Below are 18,292 nucleotides of genomic sequence, written 5' to 3' on the forward strand. Positions count from 1 at the left end.
TTATCTAAATGCACTACGGGTAGAAAAGTAATATTTTATGTCATAGAAAAAAAAACTATAAAAAATGATTACTTTTTCTTATTGCAAAATTTCAAGTACTTTCTTCTAAAGTTGTAATAAATATAGAAAATTCTAAAGCTACATCAGATATTAATCCTTCTTATAATGATAATAAAACAATTGATAGAGTAATTGTTCAACGATTAAAGTAAGAAGAATTATGATCAAAAATAGTCTATATTAAAAATAGTAATAAGTAGCAATTTTATATATTATAGCCCCTTATTAAGCAAAAGTTGGAAAAATAATTAACGTTATAAAAAAATATCTCTAAAGTTTATCTGTTAGATTAAGCTCCTTTTTAAGTGCTTTTGGTAGAATTCGGATAATATACTTTTCACGCCAGTTGACACCAATCACTGTTCCTACTTTTCCTGAGAATCCGCTAAGTATTCCTATTTTTATTTCGGCCATAATCTTAATTTTTTTATATTATTTAACAGTGAGTTAGTGGGGTAATATATTGGTTTTGAGGTTTTAAGATGCGATAGCTAGTATATGCCATTAATAACCGCTATTGTCCATTTTTGTCCAGTATGAAGGAGAGTAGAAAAAAGATGAAAAACATAACTTTCCTTTATTAGAGAGGGTTTGAAGCAAAAATGATAAGATTAGAAATAGTGTTTGTTCGAGTGTGCTTCGATAAAGGTTCGGAAAAATTGGGTGTTTTGTCGAATAATGGTCGAATGAATTTTGAACAAAATAGGGGTAAAGTAAAAAAAATAAATAGATTTTTATATGAAAGAGCAGTTGTTTTCTGATACTGTTGTTTTGGGATTATTTTTGTCTTTTGTGTAAAACCTTTATTTTTTTACTAGATAGCTATAGTGTATTTCAGTTTGATTTTCAAAATATGGATTTATATAAATTTTGATGTAATTATTTTACTTATTAAATAAAATAGTCATTATGAAAATCATAATAACTCATGAATAAAAAATGAATGAAATATAGTTTTGAAAAACGAGAATAATCTTTCTATCACTTTTTTATGAGCAAAAAAGTAATCAAAAAACTCTTGGCTTTGATTTTCAACGGTCAAAATTGGTTTCAGTCATTGAATGTTTTAAATCATTTGCTCCGCAAACAGTAAAACATCTTAATCATGACTTTCAACTTTTTGACACTCGTTTCCAAATCATATGACATTTTTATAATACTTTTCTATACTTAAATTCACTTATAACAACAAATTTATAGATTATCATTGCTGAAGAGTCGAGATTACTTTTTGATCAAGCAAAAAGTAATATTCCGAAGCTTATAAAGCTTCTCCTTTTAATTTCAAATTCTTGATTTCAAATGTTTTGGATCAGGCCAAAATGAATATATAATCTTTTCTCACCACAATAGAAGCATAGATTTTTGCTACATTCTAAGCTTGATGTAATACGTTTTCTTATAACAGCGAATTTTAGTTAGAATAAAGGTTTTAACAACCATTCAGCATCTCAATAAATTTCTTTTCAATAGAAACATAAAATAATCTCAAAATTAATCTAGTTCAATAATGCACTACGGGTTATATGTAGTTTTTTAAAGATATTGAAAATAATTGTTGTAAAGCATTTTTTAGTAAGGTATTTTGTACAATCAAAAAATGTTTCTATCTTTGAGATAGCCACAGAAAAGAAATGCAAACAATTAAAGAAAATATTAAACCTTTATTTGTTGGAATGAATAAGCAAACTTCTGCTTTACTTTCCAAAATTGTATTTGCTCAATATTCACACTAGAATATTGCAGATTATTTGTTGACGAATTTCGTCATCTATCTACCTTTTCATCAAAATAACAAACAAAATACGATATGCCACTTTATCATCATTTGGGAGAATTCCCACAAAAGCGACATACGGTATTCCGAAAACCAAATGGAGAATTATATGCAGAAGAATTAGTTTCTACGCATGGATTTTCGAGTACGTATTCCAATGTTTACCACTGTTATCCACCAACTTTGGTAAAAGCGATTAGCGAACCTTATTCGGTAGAGCCAAAAATTGTCCGCGCAAAACATTTAAAACATACCTCTTTAAAAGGTTTTAAAGTAAAACCTACCAAAGATTATTTAGAATCTCGTGTACCAGTTTTGGTTAACAATGATTTGCATATTTCATTGGCTGCGCCACAAGAATCGATGACTGATTATTTCTTCAAAAATTCGATGGCGGATGAAGTAATTTTTATACACGAAGGTTCTGGAGTTTTAAAAACTGGTTATGGACAAATTGAATTTGAATATGGAGATTATTTAGTGATTCCACGTGGAATTATTTATCAACTTCATTTTAATGATTCTAATAACCGATTGTTTATTACAGAATCATTTAGCCCAGTTGAAACACCTCGTCGTTATCGCAATCATTTTGGACAATTAATGGAACATTCTCCTTTTTGCGAGCGTGATATTAAACGTCCTCAAAATCTTGAAACAAATGATGAACACGGAGATTTCAAGATTATGATCAAAAAAGAAGGATTAATTTATCCTTACGTTTATGGAACTCATCCTTTCGATTTTGTAGGTTGGGATGGTTATCATTATCCATGGGCTTTTTCTATTCATAATTTCGAGCCAATTACAGGGCGTATCCATCAGCCACCACCTGTTCATCAGACTTTCGAAGGAGCAGGTTTTGTGATTTGTAGTTTTGTTCCACGTCTTTTCGATTATCATCCAAATGCGATTCCAGCTCCTTATAACCATAGTAATGTAGATTCTGATGAGATTTTATATTATGTGGATGGAGATTTTATGTCGAGAAAATCGGTTGAGAAAGGACAAATTACATTACATCCAGCAGGAATTCCGCATGGTCCACATCCTGGTACAGTTGAAAAATCGATTGGAGCGAAAGAAACACATGAATTAGCCGTAATGATTGATCCTTTCAGACCATTGATGTTAACTGAACAAGCGTTAGAAATTGAAGATCCAGATTATTATAAATCTTGGCTTTATTAAAAGTTATGAGCTATGAGTTATGAGTTGCGCGATTTGTCATCGTGAACTTGTTTCAATATATCATAAGTTAATTTGAAGAGAAGCTGAAATAAATTCAGCTTGACATGATGTCATTCCGACGTTAGGAGGAATCTCCCCCAAAGTTATCAATAACTGTAAAAATTTAATACTTTTTAGATAATACATAAAAATAAAAACACAATAAAAATGAGTACACAAACATTTGCAGAAAAAATAGCATTAGCACAAGATTTTCTTCCAATCAATGGAACAGATTATATCGAGTTTTATGTTGGTAATGCAAAACAATCTGCACATTATTACAAAACAGCTTTCGGATTTCAAGAAGTTGCATATGCTGGCCCAGAAACTGGAGTGAGAGATAGAGCTTCTTATGTTTTACAACAAGGGAAAATTCGTTTAGTTTTAACATCTGGCTTAAAATCTGATTCTCCAATTTGTCAACATGCAATGAAACATGGTGATGGAGTTAAAATTTTAGCACTTTGGGTGGATGATGCGTATGATGCTTTTGAGCAAACAACGAAACGTGGAGGAAAGCCTTATATGGAGCCAACTACGATTACAGATGAGTTTGGTGAAGTAAAAATGTCTGGAATTTATACATATGGTGAAACGATTCATATGTTTATTGAGCGTAAAAATTATGAAGGTCCTTTTATGCCAGGCTATGTGAAGTCTGAATCAACATATCAACCAACAGATTGTGGTTTATTGTATGTGGATCATTGCGTTGGTAATGTGGGTTGGAATCGTATGAACGAAGCGGTTGCTTGGTACCAAGATGTCATGGGATTTGTAAATATTTTATCGTTTGATGATAAACAAATCAATACAGAATATTCAGCATTAATGTCGAAAGTGATGAGTAACGGAAATGGTTATTCAAAATTCCCTATTAATGAGCCTGCAGAAGGTCAAAAGAAATCTCAAGTAGAAGAATATTTAGATTTTTACGAAGGAGAAGGTGTACAACATATTGCAGTTGCAACTAAGGATATTGTAAAAACTGTGACAGAACTTAAATCTCGTGGAGTTGAGTTTTTATCAGCGCCACCAGAGGCTTATTACGATATGATTCCAGAGCGCGTTGGTGAAATTGATGAGGATATTAAGAAGTTACAAGATTTAGGAATTTTGGTTGATTGTGATGAAGAAGGTTATTTGTTACAAATTTTTACGAAACCAGTCGAAGATCGTCCAACATTATTCTACGAAATTATCGAGCGTCATGGAGCACAATCGTTTGGAGCAGGTAATTTCAAAGCATTGTTCGAAGCCTTAGAAAGAGAGCAAGAACGTCGAGGAAATTTATAAATAGATATTTTTTTAAAGCCATTGGATTATTTCTAATGGCTTTTTTCTTAATCAAATCTTAAGTTTTGTGTAAGGAGGTTTCAAATACATTTGTTCAATAAAATGAATGTGAAAATGAACCAAATTAAAACAAAAATGATAGTAATGAATTGTGTATTACTTTCAATATTTTCGATAAAAGGAAATGCACAAGATACAATTCAGCAAACTAAAACCGATTCTATTCAACTTGATTCTATTCCAAAGCAAATATTTAATCCAGAAGATAAAGTTTATCATTTCAACGCCAAAAAGTTGATTATTCCTGCGACTTTAATTACATATGGAAGTCTGAGTTTGGCAATTCCAGCATTGGATAATTTGAATAAATCTACTCAAAACGAAATTTTAGAAGATAAAACAAAAGGAAATAAATTTGATAATTATACACAATATTTACCTGCAGCAGCGGTTTATGGATTGAATTTGGCTGGCGTTCAAGGGAAACATAATTTACGAGATCGTACAATTATTTTTGCAACATCTCAAATCATCAATACAGGTTTGGTGATGGGGCTAAAACACACTGTACAAGAAGAAAGACCCGATGGTACAAACAATCTTTCTTTTCCTTCTGGACATACGGCGAATGCATTTTCTACGGCTCAATTTATGTTTCGAGAATATCAAGATTCTAATTTTTGGTTGAGTTTGGCTGGATATCCTTTGGCAGCTTTTACAGGTGTTTATCGTGTTATCAATAATCGCCATTGGGTTGGAGATGTTGTTGCTGGAGCGGGAATAGGGATTTTATCTACGGAATTGGCGTATTGGTTATTTCCTACGATTAACAATTGGTTTTCTCCAAAAAATAAAGAATCAAAAGTGGCGACAATGTTTTTTCCTGTTTATCAAAATAATCAAGCGGGAGTTGGTTTGGTGATGAGGTTTTAGTTATTTATAACCATATTTCGACCTTTTAAATAATATAAAATAGGACCTAAGTATGGAATTAATACTACAACAAAAATCCATAGAAATTTTGTTTTTAAATTTCTAAATTGATGTGTAATAACATGTATTAAACACATTATAGGTAAAAAGGTCATTGTTAATACAAAAAGAAACCATATCCCAACAAAAATATCTTCCATTGTTTAATTAATTTGCGTAAAACTAATGAATATTTCAACTAACATTCATTAGTTTTTATAAAAAATCATTATCTTCAACGCTCAAAACTGCAAACAAATAAAATGAAGAATATAGAACTAACGATTCCAAAATTGGGAGAAAGTGTAGAGTCTGTACAATTGGTTCGTTTTACAAAAAACGTTGGCGATTTCATTCAAGAAGATGAAGTAATTGCCGAAGTTTCGACGGATAAAGTAGATTCTGATGTGCCTTCTACAACTGCTGGAAAAATTATTGAGTTTAGATTTAATGAAGGAGATGAAATAAAAATAGGAGAAGTTTTCGCTTTAATTGAGCCTTCAGAAACTCAACAACAATCAGCTCAAAAAACTGAAAATGTTGAAGAAAAAAAGATTGAAACTGTTACAACTTCGCAAGTTATAAATTCAATCGATACAAATCAATTTTTATCACCTTTGGTAAAAAGTATTATCCAAAAAGAAAATCTTCAATCAACAGATATTTCACAAATAAAAGGTTCTGGTCGTGATGGAAGAATTTCGAAAAATGATGTATTAAATTATATTCAAAATAAACCATTTACAACTAATAATTCAAGTAATACTTTAAATAAAAATAATATAGTTTCAAGTTCTTCTTATGGAGCGAAAGATGAAATTATTGAGATGGATAAAATGCGTCAATTGATTTCAAAACACATGAAAAAGAGTAAACAAACTTCGCCTCATGTGACGGCTTATGTAGAACCTGATGTTACGAATTTTGTGAAATGGCGCGAAGAAAATAAAGCTGCTTTTGAAGCTAAATACAAACAAAAATTGACATTTACGCCGTTAATTGTAGATTGTGTTGTTCGGGCAATTAAAGATTTTCCAATGGTTAATGTATCAGTTGATGAAACTGAGACTAAAATAATCAAACACAATGAGATAAATATTGGAATTGCAACTGCTTTACCAAACAATAATTTGATTGTTCCTGTTATTCATCAAGCCAATGAATTGAATTTAGAAGGTTTAGCAAAAGGTGTAAATTCAATTGTAGATAAAGCGAGAAACAACAAACTTTCGCCAGATGATGTTCGTGGAGGAACGTTTACAATAAGTAATGTAGGAACTTTTGGTAATTTAATGGGAACGCCAATTATCAATCAACCCGAAGTGGCAATTTTGGCGACTGGTGTAATCAAGAAAAAACCAGCGGTTTTGGAAACTGAATTTGGAGATATTATTGTGGCAAGACAATTTATGTATTTGTCACTTTCGTTTGATCATCGTGTGATAGACGGATCTTTGGGAGGCGTTTTCTTGAAACGAATTTCAGATTACATGGAGAATTGGGATGTTAACACGCAAATTTAATCAGAATGGAAACCATATTATCAACAACAACATTACTTAAACAAGCATACGAATTATTGGTTACTGCAAAATCTTTAACCGAATTATACGAAGAAAATAAAGCTGTAACAAGCAAATATGTTCACGCAACAGCGCGTGGACACGAAGCAATTCAAATTGCAACAGGATTACAATTATTACCACAAGATTACTTAAGCGCATATTACCGTGATGATGCCATGTTATTATCAATCGGGATTACGCCTTATGAATTGATGTTGCAATTATTGGCAAAACGCGATGATATTTTTTCTGGAGGAAGAACGTATTATTCTCATCCAAGTTTGCGTCGAGATAATATGCCAAAAATTCCGCATCAAAGTAGTGCAACGGGAATGCAAGCGATTCCAACAACGGGAATTGCGATGGGAATGCAATACAAAGAGTTAGAAGGTCTTTGTGACGAAGAACTAAAACCAATTGCAGTTTGTTCGTTAGGAGATGCGTCTTGTACAGAAGGTGAGGTTGCGGAAGCTTTCCAAATGGCAGCGTTGAAACAATTACCAATTTTATATTTGGTTCAAGATAATGAATGGGATATTTCGGCTTCGGCAGATGAAATTCGTGCGCAAGATATTGCCCATTATGCGAAAGGTTTCAATGGTTTGGAAGTTTTTGTGGTTGATGGAACAGATTTCTTGGCTTCTTATGAAACGATTCAACGTGCAATTGAAATTATTCGTACAGAACGTCGTCCGATTTTGGTGCATGCAAAAGTTCCTTTATTGAATCATCATACATCTGGCGTTCGCAAAGAATGGTACAGAGATGATTTGGAGGAAGCACAATCTCGCGATCCTTATGATAAATTAAAACATACGTTATTAAATGAAGGTTTCGAAGAAAATGATTTAATCGAAATTGAGAATAAGATAAAAGAACAAGTTCAGGCTGAATATCAAGAAGCATTAAAAGCAGAAGATCCACGTTCTGAAGATTTATATACGCATGTTTTTGCATCAACACCGATTAACGAAGAAAAAGGAAATCGTTCTCCAGAAGGAAAAGATAAAACAGTAATGGTAGATTCTGCATTATTTGCGATTCGTGAATTAATGGCAAAACATCCAGAAGCTTTATTATATGGACAAGATGTAGGATTGCGTTTAGGTGGAGTTTTTCGTGAAGCGGCAACTTTAGCAAAACAATATGGTAAAAATCGTGTATTTAATACACCAATTCAAGAAGCGTTTATAATCGGATCTACGGTTGGAATGTCTGCAGTAGGCTTAAAACCAATTGTTGAGGTGCAATTTGCCGACTATATTTGGCCAGGATTGAATCAGTTGTTTACAGAAGTGGCACGTTCTAATTATTTATCAAACGGTAAATGGCCAGTTTCCATGATTTTACGTGTACCAATTGGTGCGTATGGAAGCGGAGGACCTTATCATTCAAGTTCTGTAGAAAGTGTTTTGACGAATATTAAAGGAATTAAAATTGCGTATCCATCTACTGGAGCGGATTTGAAAGGTTTGATGAAAGCAGCTTATTACGATCCAAATCCTGTGGTAATGCTAGAGCACAAAGGGTTGTATTGGAGTAAAATAAAAGGAACAGAAGATGCTGCGACAGTTGAGCCGGACGAAGATTATGTATTGCCTTTTGGTAAAGCACGTGAAGTTTTAACGGCTGAATCTTCTCAAAATCATAATTCTGTTTCGATTATTACATACGGAATGGGAGTGTATTGGGCAAAACAAGCGGCAAAGGATTTTCCTAATCAAGTCGAAATTATCGATTTAAGAACTTTAGTTCCGTTAGATGAAGAAACAATCTTTAATAGTGTAAAAAAACACAATCGTTGTATTGTTTTGACAGAAGAAGCGAAGCAAAACTCTTTTGCACAGAGTATTTCAGGCTTAATTAATGAAGAGTGTTTTGAGTACTTAGATGCACCAATTCGTGTGTTAGGAGCGCAAGATATGCCAGCAATTCCATTAAATTCGACTTTAGAAGCAGAGATGTTACCTAATGCTGAAAAATTAAAAACATTGATTAATGATGTTTTATCTTATTAAAAGACAATAATTAGTATGAATTGTATTTTTTACACTAAAAAAACTAACGTTTGTTAGTTTTTTTAGTTTTTTTGATTAAATTTGTTATTATCAAAAATCAAAATCTGCAAAAATTATGATATTTAATCCCGAGATAGAACAAATGCCAATTGAAAAATTGCGCGTTCTTCAAAACGAAAGACTTCAAAACATGTTACAAAAAGTGTACAACAATGTACCTTTTTACAAAGAAGCATTTGATGCGGCTGGAATAAAACCAGAAGACATCAAAGGTGTTGAAGATCTACACAAATTACCTTTCACCAAAAAAACACATTTAAGAGAGAACTATCCGTTCGGATTATTTGCAGAACCAAAGAGCAACGTAATCCGTTTACATTGTTCAAGCGGCACAACAGGAAAACCAACTGTTGTAGGTTATACCAAAAATGACATCGAATTATTTTCAGAAGTAGTAGCACGTTCTTTAGCGGCTTCTGGATGCGAACCAGGAATGACATTACAAAATGCTTATGGTTATGGTTTGTTTACAGGAGGTTTGGGATTACATTATGGAGCAGAAAAGTTAGGAATGACAGTTGTTCCTATTTCTGGTGGAAATACTGAAAAACAAATCATGTTGTTGAAAGATTTTCAGGCTGATGCGATTTGTGCAACACCATCGTATGCATTAACAGTAGCTGAGGAAATCAAGAAAAGAGGCGAATCATTAGAAAGCTTAAATCTTAAGTTTGCGATTTTGGGATCAGAACCTTGGTCAGAAGCCTTACGCCAAGAAGTAGAAGGAAGTTTAAACATCAAAGCGTCTAATATCTATGGATTGAGCGAAATTATCGGACCTGGTGTATCTAATGAAGATTATGAAGAGCAAGGAACAGGATCTTACATTTGGGAAGACCACTTCTTTCCAGAGATTGTAGACGAGAAAACAGGTGAGCCTGTGCCTTATGGACAACCTGGAGTTTTAGTGATTACAACGTTAACAAAAGAAGCTTTACCATTGGTGCGTTATTGGACGGGAGATATCACAACCCTTACGTACGAATATTCTAAGAAAAGAACGCATATCAAAATGGGACCAATTATTGGTCGTGCAGATGATATGATGATTATTAGAGGTGTAAATTTCTTTCACACACAAATCGCTGATTTTATTCCAGAATTTCCAGAATTATCGCCAAATTATCAAGTAGTTTTAACAAAACCTAAAAATATGGATGCTGTAGAAGTTGGATTTGAAATTAATCCTGACTATTTTGCAAGCCAAGGTTTCACTTGTGATAATTTGAACGACGAATCTAATCATGCATGTTGCAAATTAATCTCTAATATTCACAAAAAAATTAGAGACAATATTGGATTAGGAATGAATGTTAAATTGTACCAAGTTGATGGACTTCCGAAAAGTGAAGGAGGGAAATTAAACCGAATCATCGATAACAGACATTTATAAATATATGCCTAAACAAAGTAAAAAAGAACTGATTATACAAGAAGCTGCCTTAATCTTTAAACAAAAAGGTTATTCGGCAACATCAATGCGTGAACTGGCTGAAAAGGTTGGAATGGAAGCCGCAAGTTTATACAATCATATTCGTTCGAAAGACGAAATTTTAGAAGAGATTTGTTTTAAAGTTGCTAATCAATATGTTTCTCACATTAGCTCGATCGAAGATACAAACGAATCAAATGTTCAGAAATTGAGAGATTTAATTCAATTGCATGTCAGAATGATTATTGATGAGCCAAACGAAGTTTCTGTTGCAAATAATGATTGGAAAAATCTTTCGGATACGAAAAAGGATTTGTATAAAACAATTCGAAAAGGATACGAAAAAAGAATCGCCAATCTTATCAAAGCAGGAATTGCAGCAGGCGAATTTAAAGATTTGAATGTTTCGGTTGCTTTATTTACTTTATTATCATCATTACGTTGGATAGAATTGTGGTACAAACCTGGACGAGATATCTCACCAGAGCAGTTAGAAAATGACTTAATGACACTATTAATTAACGGATTTCAAAAATAATATGGCTATAAATTTTCACCAATTACGCGTTAAAAATGTAAAAAAGGAAACACCAGATTGTGTATCCGTTACATTTGAAGTGCCAGAAGAATTAAACCAAGAATTCAAATTCAAACATGGTCAATATTTAACGTTTAAGAATTTTCACAATAACGAAGAAATTAGACGTTCTTACTCAATTTGTTCAAGTCCTTTGGATAATGAATTAAGAGTTGCTGTAAAGAAAATTGAGGATGGAATTTTCTCGACATTTGTTAACGATACAATCAAAGTTGGCGATGTTCTTGATGTAATGACTCCACAAGGGAATTTCTTTACAGAAGTACACGAAGACAACAAAAAGTTATATGTAGGAATTGTGGCGGGATCTGGAATTACACCAGTACTTTCGATTATCAAAACAGTTCTAAAAACAGAACCTAACAGTCAATTTGTGCTGTTATATGGAAACAGAAACAAAGGTTCGATTATTTTTAAAGAAGAAATCGAAGCATTAAAAAATAGATACATAGAACGCATTAGCGTTTACAATATCTTGAGTCGCGAAACGGCTGATGCTGAGATCTTGAGTGGCCGAATTGATAAATCAAAAATTGAATATTTCTTGCAAAATATCATCGATCCAAAAGAAGTAAGCGAAGTTTTCCTTTGTGGACCAGAAGAAATGATTTTAAGCGGTCGTGACGCTTTTGTAGAAGCAGGAGTTGATGCAAAACATTTACATTTCGAATTATTCTATAGTGCATCTGCAGAAGCGAAAAAGGTAGAGCGTCAAAAAGCTGTAAAACAATCAAACGATACAATGAGTAAAGTTACCATTAAATTAGATGCAACAGCTTTACAGCTTGATTTGGGTTACAATGGCGACACAATCTTAGATGCGGCTTTACAAAACGGAGCTGATTTACCTTATGCTTGTAAAGGTGGTGTTTGCGCAACTTGTAAGTGTAAAGTAGAGAAGGGTGAGGTAGAAATGGACATCAACTACTCACTTGAGCCAGATGAATTAGAAAGAGGATTTGTATTAGCGTGTCAAGCGCACCCTCGTTCTGCAGAAGTCGTGGTAGATTTTGATGCCAAATAATCAACTTTAAAAACGTTTAGAAATGAGTGCAAAAGAAATTGATTTTCAAGAAATCTTCGATAATAAGATTGAAAATGAAGTTCGTATCGAACCAAAAGACTGGATGCCAGATGCATACCGTAAAACATTAATCAGACAAATCTCTCAACATGCTCACTCAGAAATTGTTGGGATGTTACCAGAAGCAAACTGGATTACAAGAGCGCCTTCGTTAAATAGAAAGAAAATTTTATTAGCGAAAGTTCAAGACGAAGCTGGTCACGGATTATACTTATACTGTGCAGCTGAAACGTTAGGTGTTTCTCGTATCCAAACTTTAAATGACTTACATTCAGGTAAAGCAAAATATTCATCAATCTTCAATTATCCAACCCTTACTTGGGCAGATATCGGAATGATTGGTTGGTTGGTAGATGGAGCTGCAATTTTGAATCAAGTTCCATTATGTAGAACTTCTTACGGACCTTATGCTCGCGCAATGGTACGTGTTTGTAAAGAAGAATCTTTCCACCAAAGACAAGGTTACGAAGCATTAGTGGTATTATCAAAAGGAACACCAGAACAAAAAGCGATGTTGCAAGATGCAATGAATCGTTGGTGGTGGCCTACATTAATGATGTTTGGTCCAAAAGATGAAGAATCATCAAACTCAGAATTATCAATGAAATGGAGAATCAAACGTTTTTCGAATGACGAATTACGTCAACGTTTCGTGGATATTTCTATTCCTCAAGCTGAATATTTAGGATTAACTATTCCAGATCCAGATCTAAAATTCAATGAAGAAACAGGTCACTACGAATTCGGAGAAATTGATTGGGAAGAATTCTGGAATGTTGTGAAAGGAAACGGTAAATGTAACAAACAACGTTTGGATGCTCGCCGTAATGCTCACAACGAAGGAGCTTGGGTTCGTGATGCTGCAACAGCTTACCACGAAAAAAGAAAACAAAGAGAATTAGAAAAAGAACAACGCAAAAACGCATAAAAAGATGGAAAATAGAGATTGGCCTTTATGGGAAGTATTCATTAGAAGTAAACAAGGGTTAGACCACAAACACGTTGGGAGCTTACATGCTGCTGATGCTACAATGGCACTAGAAAATGCACGTGATGTATATACGCGTCGTTTAGAAGGTGTAAGTATTTGGGTGGTAGAATCTGCTAATATTCATGCTTCTAATCCTGATGAAGCAGAACAATTTTTTGATCCTGCAGAAGACAAAGTTTACCGTCATCCAACTTTTTATGATGTACCAGAAGAAATTAAAAACATGTAATTTATGACAAGTACAGTTTATCAAAACAATCAAAATTACATCGATTTTATCTTACATTTAGCAGATACAAATCTAATTTTGGCACAACGTTTATGCGAATGGTGTGGTCATGGTCCAATTTTAGAACAAGACATCGCAATGTCTAATATGGCGTTAGATTTATTAGGTCAAACATCTAATTATTATGACTATGCGGCTGAAATGATCGGAAATGGAGCAACAGAAGATACGTTAGCAATGTTACGCGAAGAGCGTGAATACAAAAACTTATTGTTAGTTGAGTTACCAAACGGACATTTCGGTGATACAGTTGCACGTCAATTCTTTTATGATTCTTACCACGCGTTATTGCTAGAACAATTCTTGAAAGTAAAAGATCTTAAATTACAAGCTATCGCTGAAAAATCATTAAAAGAAGTAAAATATCACTTAAAATGGTCATCAGAATGGATGATTCGTTTAGGGGATGGAACACAAGAATCTCACGATAAAATTCAGGAAGCTGTAAATAATATTTTACCTTATGTAAAAGAAGCGTTTTTATTAGCGCCTTACCAAAAAGCTTTAGTTGAAGAAGGATTAATTTCAAGTCCAGAAGAATTCCAAGCGACTTGGTTAACAAATGTAAAAGTAATTTTAGACGAAGCGACAATCGAAGCTGATGTAGAAAATGCTTTTGTACAAAAAGGAGGTAAAGAAGGTGTTCATACAGAGCATTTAGGATTTATCTTAACAGATTTACAATATTTACAAAGAACTTATCCAGATTCGCAATGGTAACCGAAAAAGAAATTTGGCAATACATGGAGGAAGTCGCTGATCCAGAAATTCCTGTGATTAGTGTAATTGATCTTGGTGTTGTGCGTAAAGTAGAAGTTATAGATGACCAAAGTGTTAATGTAACAATTACGCCAACGTATTCAGGATGTCCTGCTATGAGTGCAATTTCAATTTCTGTTCGTTTAAAATTAATCGAAAAAGGATTCAAAAATATCAATGTCATTAATCAGTTGAGCCCTTCGTGGTCAACTGATTGGATGACAGAAGAAGGAAAGCAAAAAATGAAGGCTTATGGAATTGCACCGCCAACCAAAAATCCTTCATCTGATGTGCTTTTTTCGGATGAACAAAATGTAGAATGTCCACAATGTGGCTCTACAGATACCAGACTTATCAGTCAATTTGGTTCTACGGCCTGCAAAGCTATGTATCAATGCAATAGCTGCCACGAACCATTTGATTATTTCAAATGTCATCACTAAAAAATTATGGAAAATTCAACATCAATCCTATACACACAAGAGGGAGGAATTGCTACGATTACGTTGAATCGTCCTTCTGTTTTTAACAGTTTTAATCAGGAAATGATTAAATCTCTTCAACATCACTTGGATGTTGCAGCTCAAGATGTTTCTGTTCGTGCAGTAGTTTTAACTGGAACGGGGAAAGCATTCTGCGCTGGTCAAGATTTAGGCGAAGTTTTAGAAGAAAAAGAAATTGACTTCAATAAAATCGTTCAAGAAAATTATAATCCATTGGTTCTTAAAATTAGAAACATGGACAAACCAGTTGTTGCTGCTGTAAACGGTGTTGCTGCCGGCGCGGGAGCAAATTTAGCTTTGGCTTGTGACATTGTTGTCGCGAAAGAATCGACAAACTTTATTCAAGCTTTTTCTAAAATTGGTTTAATCCCAGATTGTGGAGGAACTTATTTCTTACCTCGTTTAATTGGACTTCAAAAAGCAACTGCTTTGATGATGCTTGCTGATAAAGTTTCGGCGGCTCAAGCAAAAGAAATCGGAATGATTTATGAGTTTTTTGCTGACGATATTTTCGATGCTGAAGTTGCAAAGATTGCTGATAAATTAGCCAATCTTCCAACAAAAGGTTTGGCTTATACAAAGAAATTATTGAATCAAACATTTAATAATTCAATCGAAGAACAATTAATTCAAGAAGGATTATTTCAAGCTAAATCAGGGAATACATCAGATTATCAAGAAGGTGTAGACGCATTTATCGAGAAAAGAAATCCTGTTTTTAAAGGCGAGTAAGAAATGAAAAAAATAGGAATTATTGGTGGAGGAGCAATGGGGTCTGGAATTGCACAAGTTTTTGCTCAATCTGGTCATCCAGTTGTTTTATATGACACAAATAAAGAAGCTTTAGATCGTTCAAAACAAAACTTAGCGAAGACATTCGAGAAGTTAGTGGCGAAAGAAAAATATACTGCTGAAAAAGCACAAGAAATTCAAAACAATATCGAATATGCAGATAGCTTAACCGCTTTTGCATCGATTGATTTAATGATTGAAGCAATTATTGAAAATTTAGATATTAAAAAATCAGTTTTCAAACAAGTGGAAGAACTCGTTTCTGACGAATGTATTTTAGCTTCAAACACTTCTTCATTATCAATCGCATCAATTGCATCTGCGTGTTCAAAACCAGAACGTGTTATTGGAATTCACTTTTTTAATCCTGCGCCTTTAATGGCTTTGGTAGAGATTATTCCAGCCGTACAAACGCGAGAAGGTTTAGCAGAAGAAGTAAAAGCCTTGATTCAATCTGTTGGTAAATTACCTGTAATTACGAAAGATACGCCAGGATTTATTGTAAATCGTGTAGCTCGTCCATTTTATAGCGAATCAATTCGTTTATTAGAAGAAGGCGTAGCCGATGCAGAAACAATAGACTTTGCGATGACTTCTGTTGGAGGTTTCCGTATGGGACCATTCGAATTAATGGATTTTATTGGTCATGATGTGAATTATCGTGTAACCGAATCGGTTTTCGAATCATTCTTTTATGATCCAAGATTTAAACCATCTTTCTCTCAAAAACGCTTATTCGAAGCTGGATATTACGGACGTAAATCTGGTCGTGGATTTTACAATTATGCAGAAGGAGTGGAGAAAAAAGTACCATCTCAAGATCAAGCTTTATTAGAAAAAATATACAAACGTGTTTTGGTGATGTTAATCAACGAAGCAGCTGATGCTTTATTTTTAAACATTGCAAACCGTGAGGATTTAGATACGGCGATGACAAAAGGTGTAAATTATCCAAAAGGATTATTGAAATGGGCGGATGAATATGGACTGGAAAATGTACAAAATGATTTAGATAAATTGTACAATTATTACCATGAAGATCGTTACCGTTTAAGTCCAATTATCAGAAATTTCGTCAAAGAAAATAAAACATTCTACTAAAAATTATCAAAAAAATGGAACCACAAAAGTTATTAAATAGAATGCTTGACCACGATAAATTTAGTGAATGGTTAGGTTTAGAAGTAATCGAAGTTAGAGAAGGATATGCAAAATTACAAGCAGCAATTCGTCCAGAAATGATGAACGGAGTAGGGTCTGTTCACGGAGGCGTAACGTTTGCGATGGCAGATTCTGCGTTTGCTTTTTCGTGCAATATGTACAATAATATTTCTGTAGCCTTAGATGTTCACATTTCGTTTACGAAAGCTGGACGCGAGGGAGATGTATTTACCATTGAATCTCAAGAAGTTTCGACAACGAAAAAAACAGGTATTTACGATATCAAAGTTACAAATCAAAACAACGAATTAATTGCTTTATTTAAAGGAACTTGCTTTAGAACAGGTAAACCTTTAATTGAAGAATAAATTTTATAAATTGCCTAAAGCATAAAGTTTTAGGCATAAAGCTTTAAAACAATGAACCAAACATATATAATAGATGGAGTTAGAACTCCAATTGGTAAATTAAAAGGTGGATTATCTGCTGTTCGTCCAGACGATATGGGCGCAATGGTAATCGCCGAATTATTAAAAAGAAATCCATCAATCGATCCTGCTGCATTTTACGATGTAATTTTAGGAAATGCAAATCAAGCAGGAGAGGATAACCGTAATATTGCACGTATGTCGGCTTTGTTATCAGGATTACCTTATACAGTTCCGGGTGAAACGGTAAACCGTTTATGTGCTTCTGGATTATCGGCTGCAATTGCTGCATCAAGAGCAATTCAAGTTGGTGATGCACAATTAATGATTTCTGGTGGAGCAGAATCGATGACTCGTGCGCCTTTAGTGATTTCTAAATCAGCTTCTCCATTTGGTGGTGATGCGCAAATTTATGATTCAACTTTTGGTTGGCGTTTTATCAACCCTAAAATGAAAGAAATGTGGGGTGTTGATGGAATGGGAAATACAGCAGAAAATTTGGCGGAGCGTGATAATATTTCGCGTGAAGATCAAGATTTATTTGCGGTTTGGTCTCAACAAAAAACGGCTGCTGCACAAGCAAATGGTCGTTTAGCGAAAGAGATTATTCCTGTTGTTATTCCACAACGTAAAGGTGATGCAATCATTTTTGATACTGATGAATTCCCAAAGAATAATACAACAATGGAGATTTTATCAAAGTTACGCCCAGCTTTCAAAGCAGATGGAACGGTAACTGCGGGTAATGCTTCTGGACTTAATGATGGTGCGGCAGCGAATATTTTAGCTTCTGAACAAGCGATTAAAGATTTTGGTTTAACACCAATGGCACGTATTGTTTCTTCTGGTGTTGCAGGTGTTGAGCCTCGCATTATGGGAATTGGACCAGTGAATGCAACGAAAATTGCATTAGAAAAAGCTAGTTTAACAATGAATGATATTGATGTAATTGAATTAAATGAAGCTTTTGCAGCGCAATCTTTAGCATGTACGCGTGCATTAGGTTTAGTAGATAACGATTCTCGTATCAATCCAAATGGTGGAGCTATCGCTTTAGGACATCCACTTGGAATGTCAGGAGCGCGTATCTTAAATTCTGCGGCTTACGAATTACAAGCTACAGGAAAACGTTATGCATTGGTTACAATGTGTATCGGTTTAGGACAAGGTTACGCTGTAATTATTGAAAGAGCATAAAATAGTTATTCGAAATTCGAAGTTAGTTTTTCGAGTAATACTAAGTTCGAATTTCGTCAAACGAAAAACTATATTAG

The 18,292-nt window shown here is 33.9% G+C and carries 18 protein-coding genes; 16 read left to right on the forward strand and 2 right to left on the reverse strand.

The genetic code is table 11. From position 1 onward, the window contains the following. Positions 1 to 330 precede the first annotated feature (330 nt). Positions 331 to 474, reverse strand: a complete 144-nt coding sequence (locus tag B3J26_RS04420; protein WP_185144204.1) for a hypothetical protein — start codon at positions 472 to 474, stop codon at positions 331 to 333. A 1,396-nt stretch (positions 475 to 1,870) separates the two neighbouring features. Between B3J26_RS04420 and B3J26_RS04425 the strand changes: the two genes are divergently transcribed. The 3 genes from B3J26_RS04425 to B3J26_RS04435 all read left to right on the forward strand — a co-directional run bounded on the left by B3J26_RS04425 (position 1,871) and on the right by B3J26_RS04435 (position 5,299). Beyond that, positions 1,871 to 3,028 (forward strand): homogentisate 1,2-dioxygenase, encoded by a 1,158-nt coding sequence (locus B3J26_RS04425; protein WP_286496248.1) that lies wholly within the window; start codon positions 1,871 to 1,873, stop codon positions 3,026 to 3,028. Positions 3,029 to 3,235: 207 nt separating this feature from the next. Next, positions 3,236 to 4,366, forward strand: coding sequence for a 4-hydroxyphenylpyruvate dioxygenase (gene hppD / locus B3J26_RS04430; protein WP_125350265.1), 1,131 nt, complete (start codon positions 3,236 to 3,238; stop codon positions 4,364 to 4,366). A gap of 144 nt (positions 4,367 to 4,510) precedes the next feature. Further along, positions 4,511 to 5,299 (forward strand): phosphatase PAP2 family protein, encoded by a 789-nt coding sequence (locus B3J26_RS04435; protein ID WP_260509578.1) that lies wholly within the window; start codon positions 4,511 to 4,513, stop codon positions 5,297 to 5,299. Here the strand turns inward: B3J26_RS04435 and B3J26_RS14890 are convergent. Next, positions 5,296 to 5,499, reverse strand: coding sequence for a PLDc N-terminal domain-containing protein (locus B3J26_RS14890; RefSeq protein ID WP_409410641.1), 204 nt, complete (start codon positions 5,497 to 5,499; stop codon positions 5,296 to 5,298). The two genes, B3J26_RS04435 and B3J26_RS14890, sit on opposite strands and share 4 nt — an antisense overlap. A gap of 102 nt (positions 5,500 to 5,601) precedes the next feature. Between B3J26_RS14890 and B3J26_RS04440 the strand changes: the two genes are divergently transcribed. From B3J26_RS04440 to pcaF, 13 genes are all read left to right on the forward strand, one after another. After that, on the forward strand, positions 5,602 to 6,861 hold the full coding sequence (locus B3J26_RS04440; protein ID WP_291073452.1) for a dihydrolipoamide acetyltransferase family protein: 1,260 nt from the start codon (positions 5,602 to 5,604) through the stop codon (positions 6,859 to 6,861). Positions 6,862 to 6,866: 5 nt separating this feature from the next. Next, complete coding sequence (locus B3J26_RS04445) at positions 6,867 to 8,921, forward strand: alpha-ketoacid dehydrogenase subunit alpha/beta (protein ID WP_291073454.1); 2,055 nt, start codon at positions 6,867 to 6,869, stop codon at positions 8,919 to 8,921. Between the two features lie 115 nt (positions 8,922 to 9,036). Next, entirely contained in the window at positions 9,037 to 10,374 is a 1,338-nt protein-coding gene (locus B3J26_RS04450; RefSeq protein ID WP_291073456.1) for a phenylacetate--CoA ligase family protein, read from the forward strand. A 4-nt stretch (positions 10,375 to 10,378) separates the two neighbouring features. Continuing rightward, positions 10,379 to 10,951 carry a TetR/AcrR family transcriptional regulator gene (locus tag B3J26_RS04455; protein WP_038335706.1) on the forward strand — a complete coding sequence of 191 codons (573 nt, stop codon included), beginning with the start codon at positions 10,379 to 10,381 and terminating at the stop codon, positions 10,949 to 10,951. A 1-nt stretch (position 10,952) separates the two neighbouring features. After that, positions 10,953 to 12,035 carry a 1,2-phenylacetyl-CoA epoxidase subunit PaaE gene (gene paaE, locus B3J26_RS04460; RefSeq protein WP_291073458.1) on the forward strand — a complete coding sequence of 361 codons (1,083 nt, stop codon included), beginning with the start codon at positions 10,953 to 10,955 and terminating at the stop codon, positions 12,033 to 12,035. A gap of 22 nt (positions 12,036 to 12,057) precedes the next feature. Further along, positions 12,058 to 13,023, forward strand: coding sequence for a 1,2-phenylacetyl-CoA epoxidase subunit PaaA (paaA, locus tag B3J26_RS04465; protein WP_038335708.1), 966 nt, complete (start codon positions 12,058 to 12,060; stop codon positions 13,021 to 13,023). A gap of 4 nt (positions 13,024 to 13,027) precedes the next feature. Beyond that, positions 13,028 to 13,315, forward strand: a complete 288-nt coding sequence (gene paaB / locus B3J26_RS04470) for a 1,2-phenylacetyl-CoA epoxidase subunit PaaB (protein ID WP_038335709.1) — start codon at positions 13,028 to 13,030, stop codon at positions 13,313 to 13,315. Between the two features lie 3 nt (positions 13,316 to 13,318). After that, complete coding sequence (paaC, locus tag B3J26_RS04475) at positions 13,319 to 14,095, forward strand: 1,2-phenylacetyl-CoA epoxidase subunit PaaC (RefSeq protein ID WP_219035123.1); 777 nt, start codon at positions 13,319 to 13,321, stop codon at positions 14,093 to 14,095. After that, on the forward strand, positions 14,089 to 14,577 hold the full coding sequence (paaD, locus tag B3J26_RS04480; RefSeq protein WP_291073460.1) for a 1,2-phenylacetyl-CoA epoxidase subunit PaaD: 489 nt from the start codon (positions 14,089 to 14,091) through the stop codon (positions 14,575 to 14,577). The genes paaC and paaD overlap by 7 nt, the downstream gene beginning before the upstream one ends. A 6-nt stretch (positions 14,578 to 14,583) precedes the next feature. Further along, a complete protein-coding gene (locus B3J26_RS04485) occupies positions 14,584 to 15,369 on the forward strand; it encodes an enoyl-CoA hydratase-related protein (RefSeq protein ID WP_038335712.1) in 786 nt (261 codons plus the stop codon). 3 nt (positions 15,370 to 15,372) lie between these two features. Further along, positions 15,373 to 16,530, forward strand: coding sequence for a 3-hydroxyacyl-CoA dehydrogenase NAD-binding domain-containing protein (locus tag B3J26_RS04490; protein ID WP_038335714.1), 1,158 nt, complete (start codon positions 15,373 to 15,375; stop codon positions 16,528 to 16,530). 14 nt (positions 16,531 to 16,544) lie between these two features. Continuing rightward, on the forward strand, positions 16,545 to 16,958 hold the full coding sequence (gene paaI / locus B3J26_RS04495) for a hydroxyphenylacetyl-CoA thioesterase PaaI (protein ID WP_038335715.1): 414 nt from the start codon (positions 16,545 to 16,547) through the stop codon (positions 16,956 to 16,958). A 51-nt stretch (positions 16,959 to 17,009) separates the two neighbouring features. After that, complete coding sequence (gene pcaF, locus B3J26_RS04500) at positions 17,010 to 18,215, forward strand: 3-oxoadipyl-CoA thiolase (RefSeq protein ID WP_291073463.1); 1,206 nt, start codon at positions 17,010 to 17,012, stop codon at positions 18,213 to 18,215. The last annotated feature ends 77 nt before the right edge of the window (positions 18,216 to 18,292 follow it).

Origin of the sequence: Empedobacter sp. UBA5987, assembly GCF_002429865.1 — a bacterium.
GTDB lineage: Bacteria > Bacteroidota > Bacteroidia > Flavobacteriales > Weeksellaceae > Empedobacter > Empedobacter falsenii_B.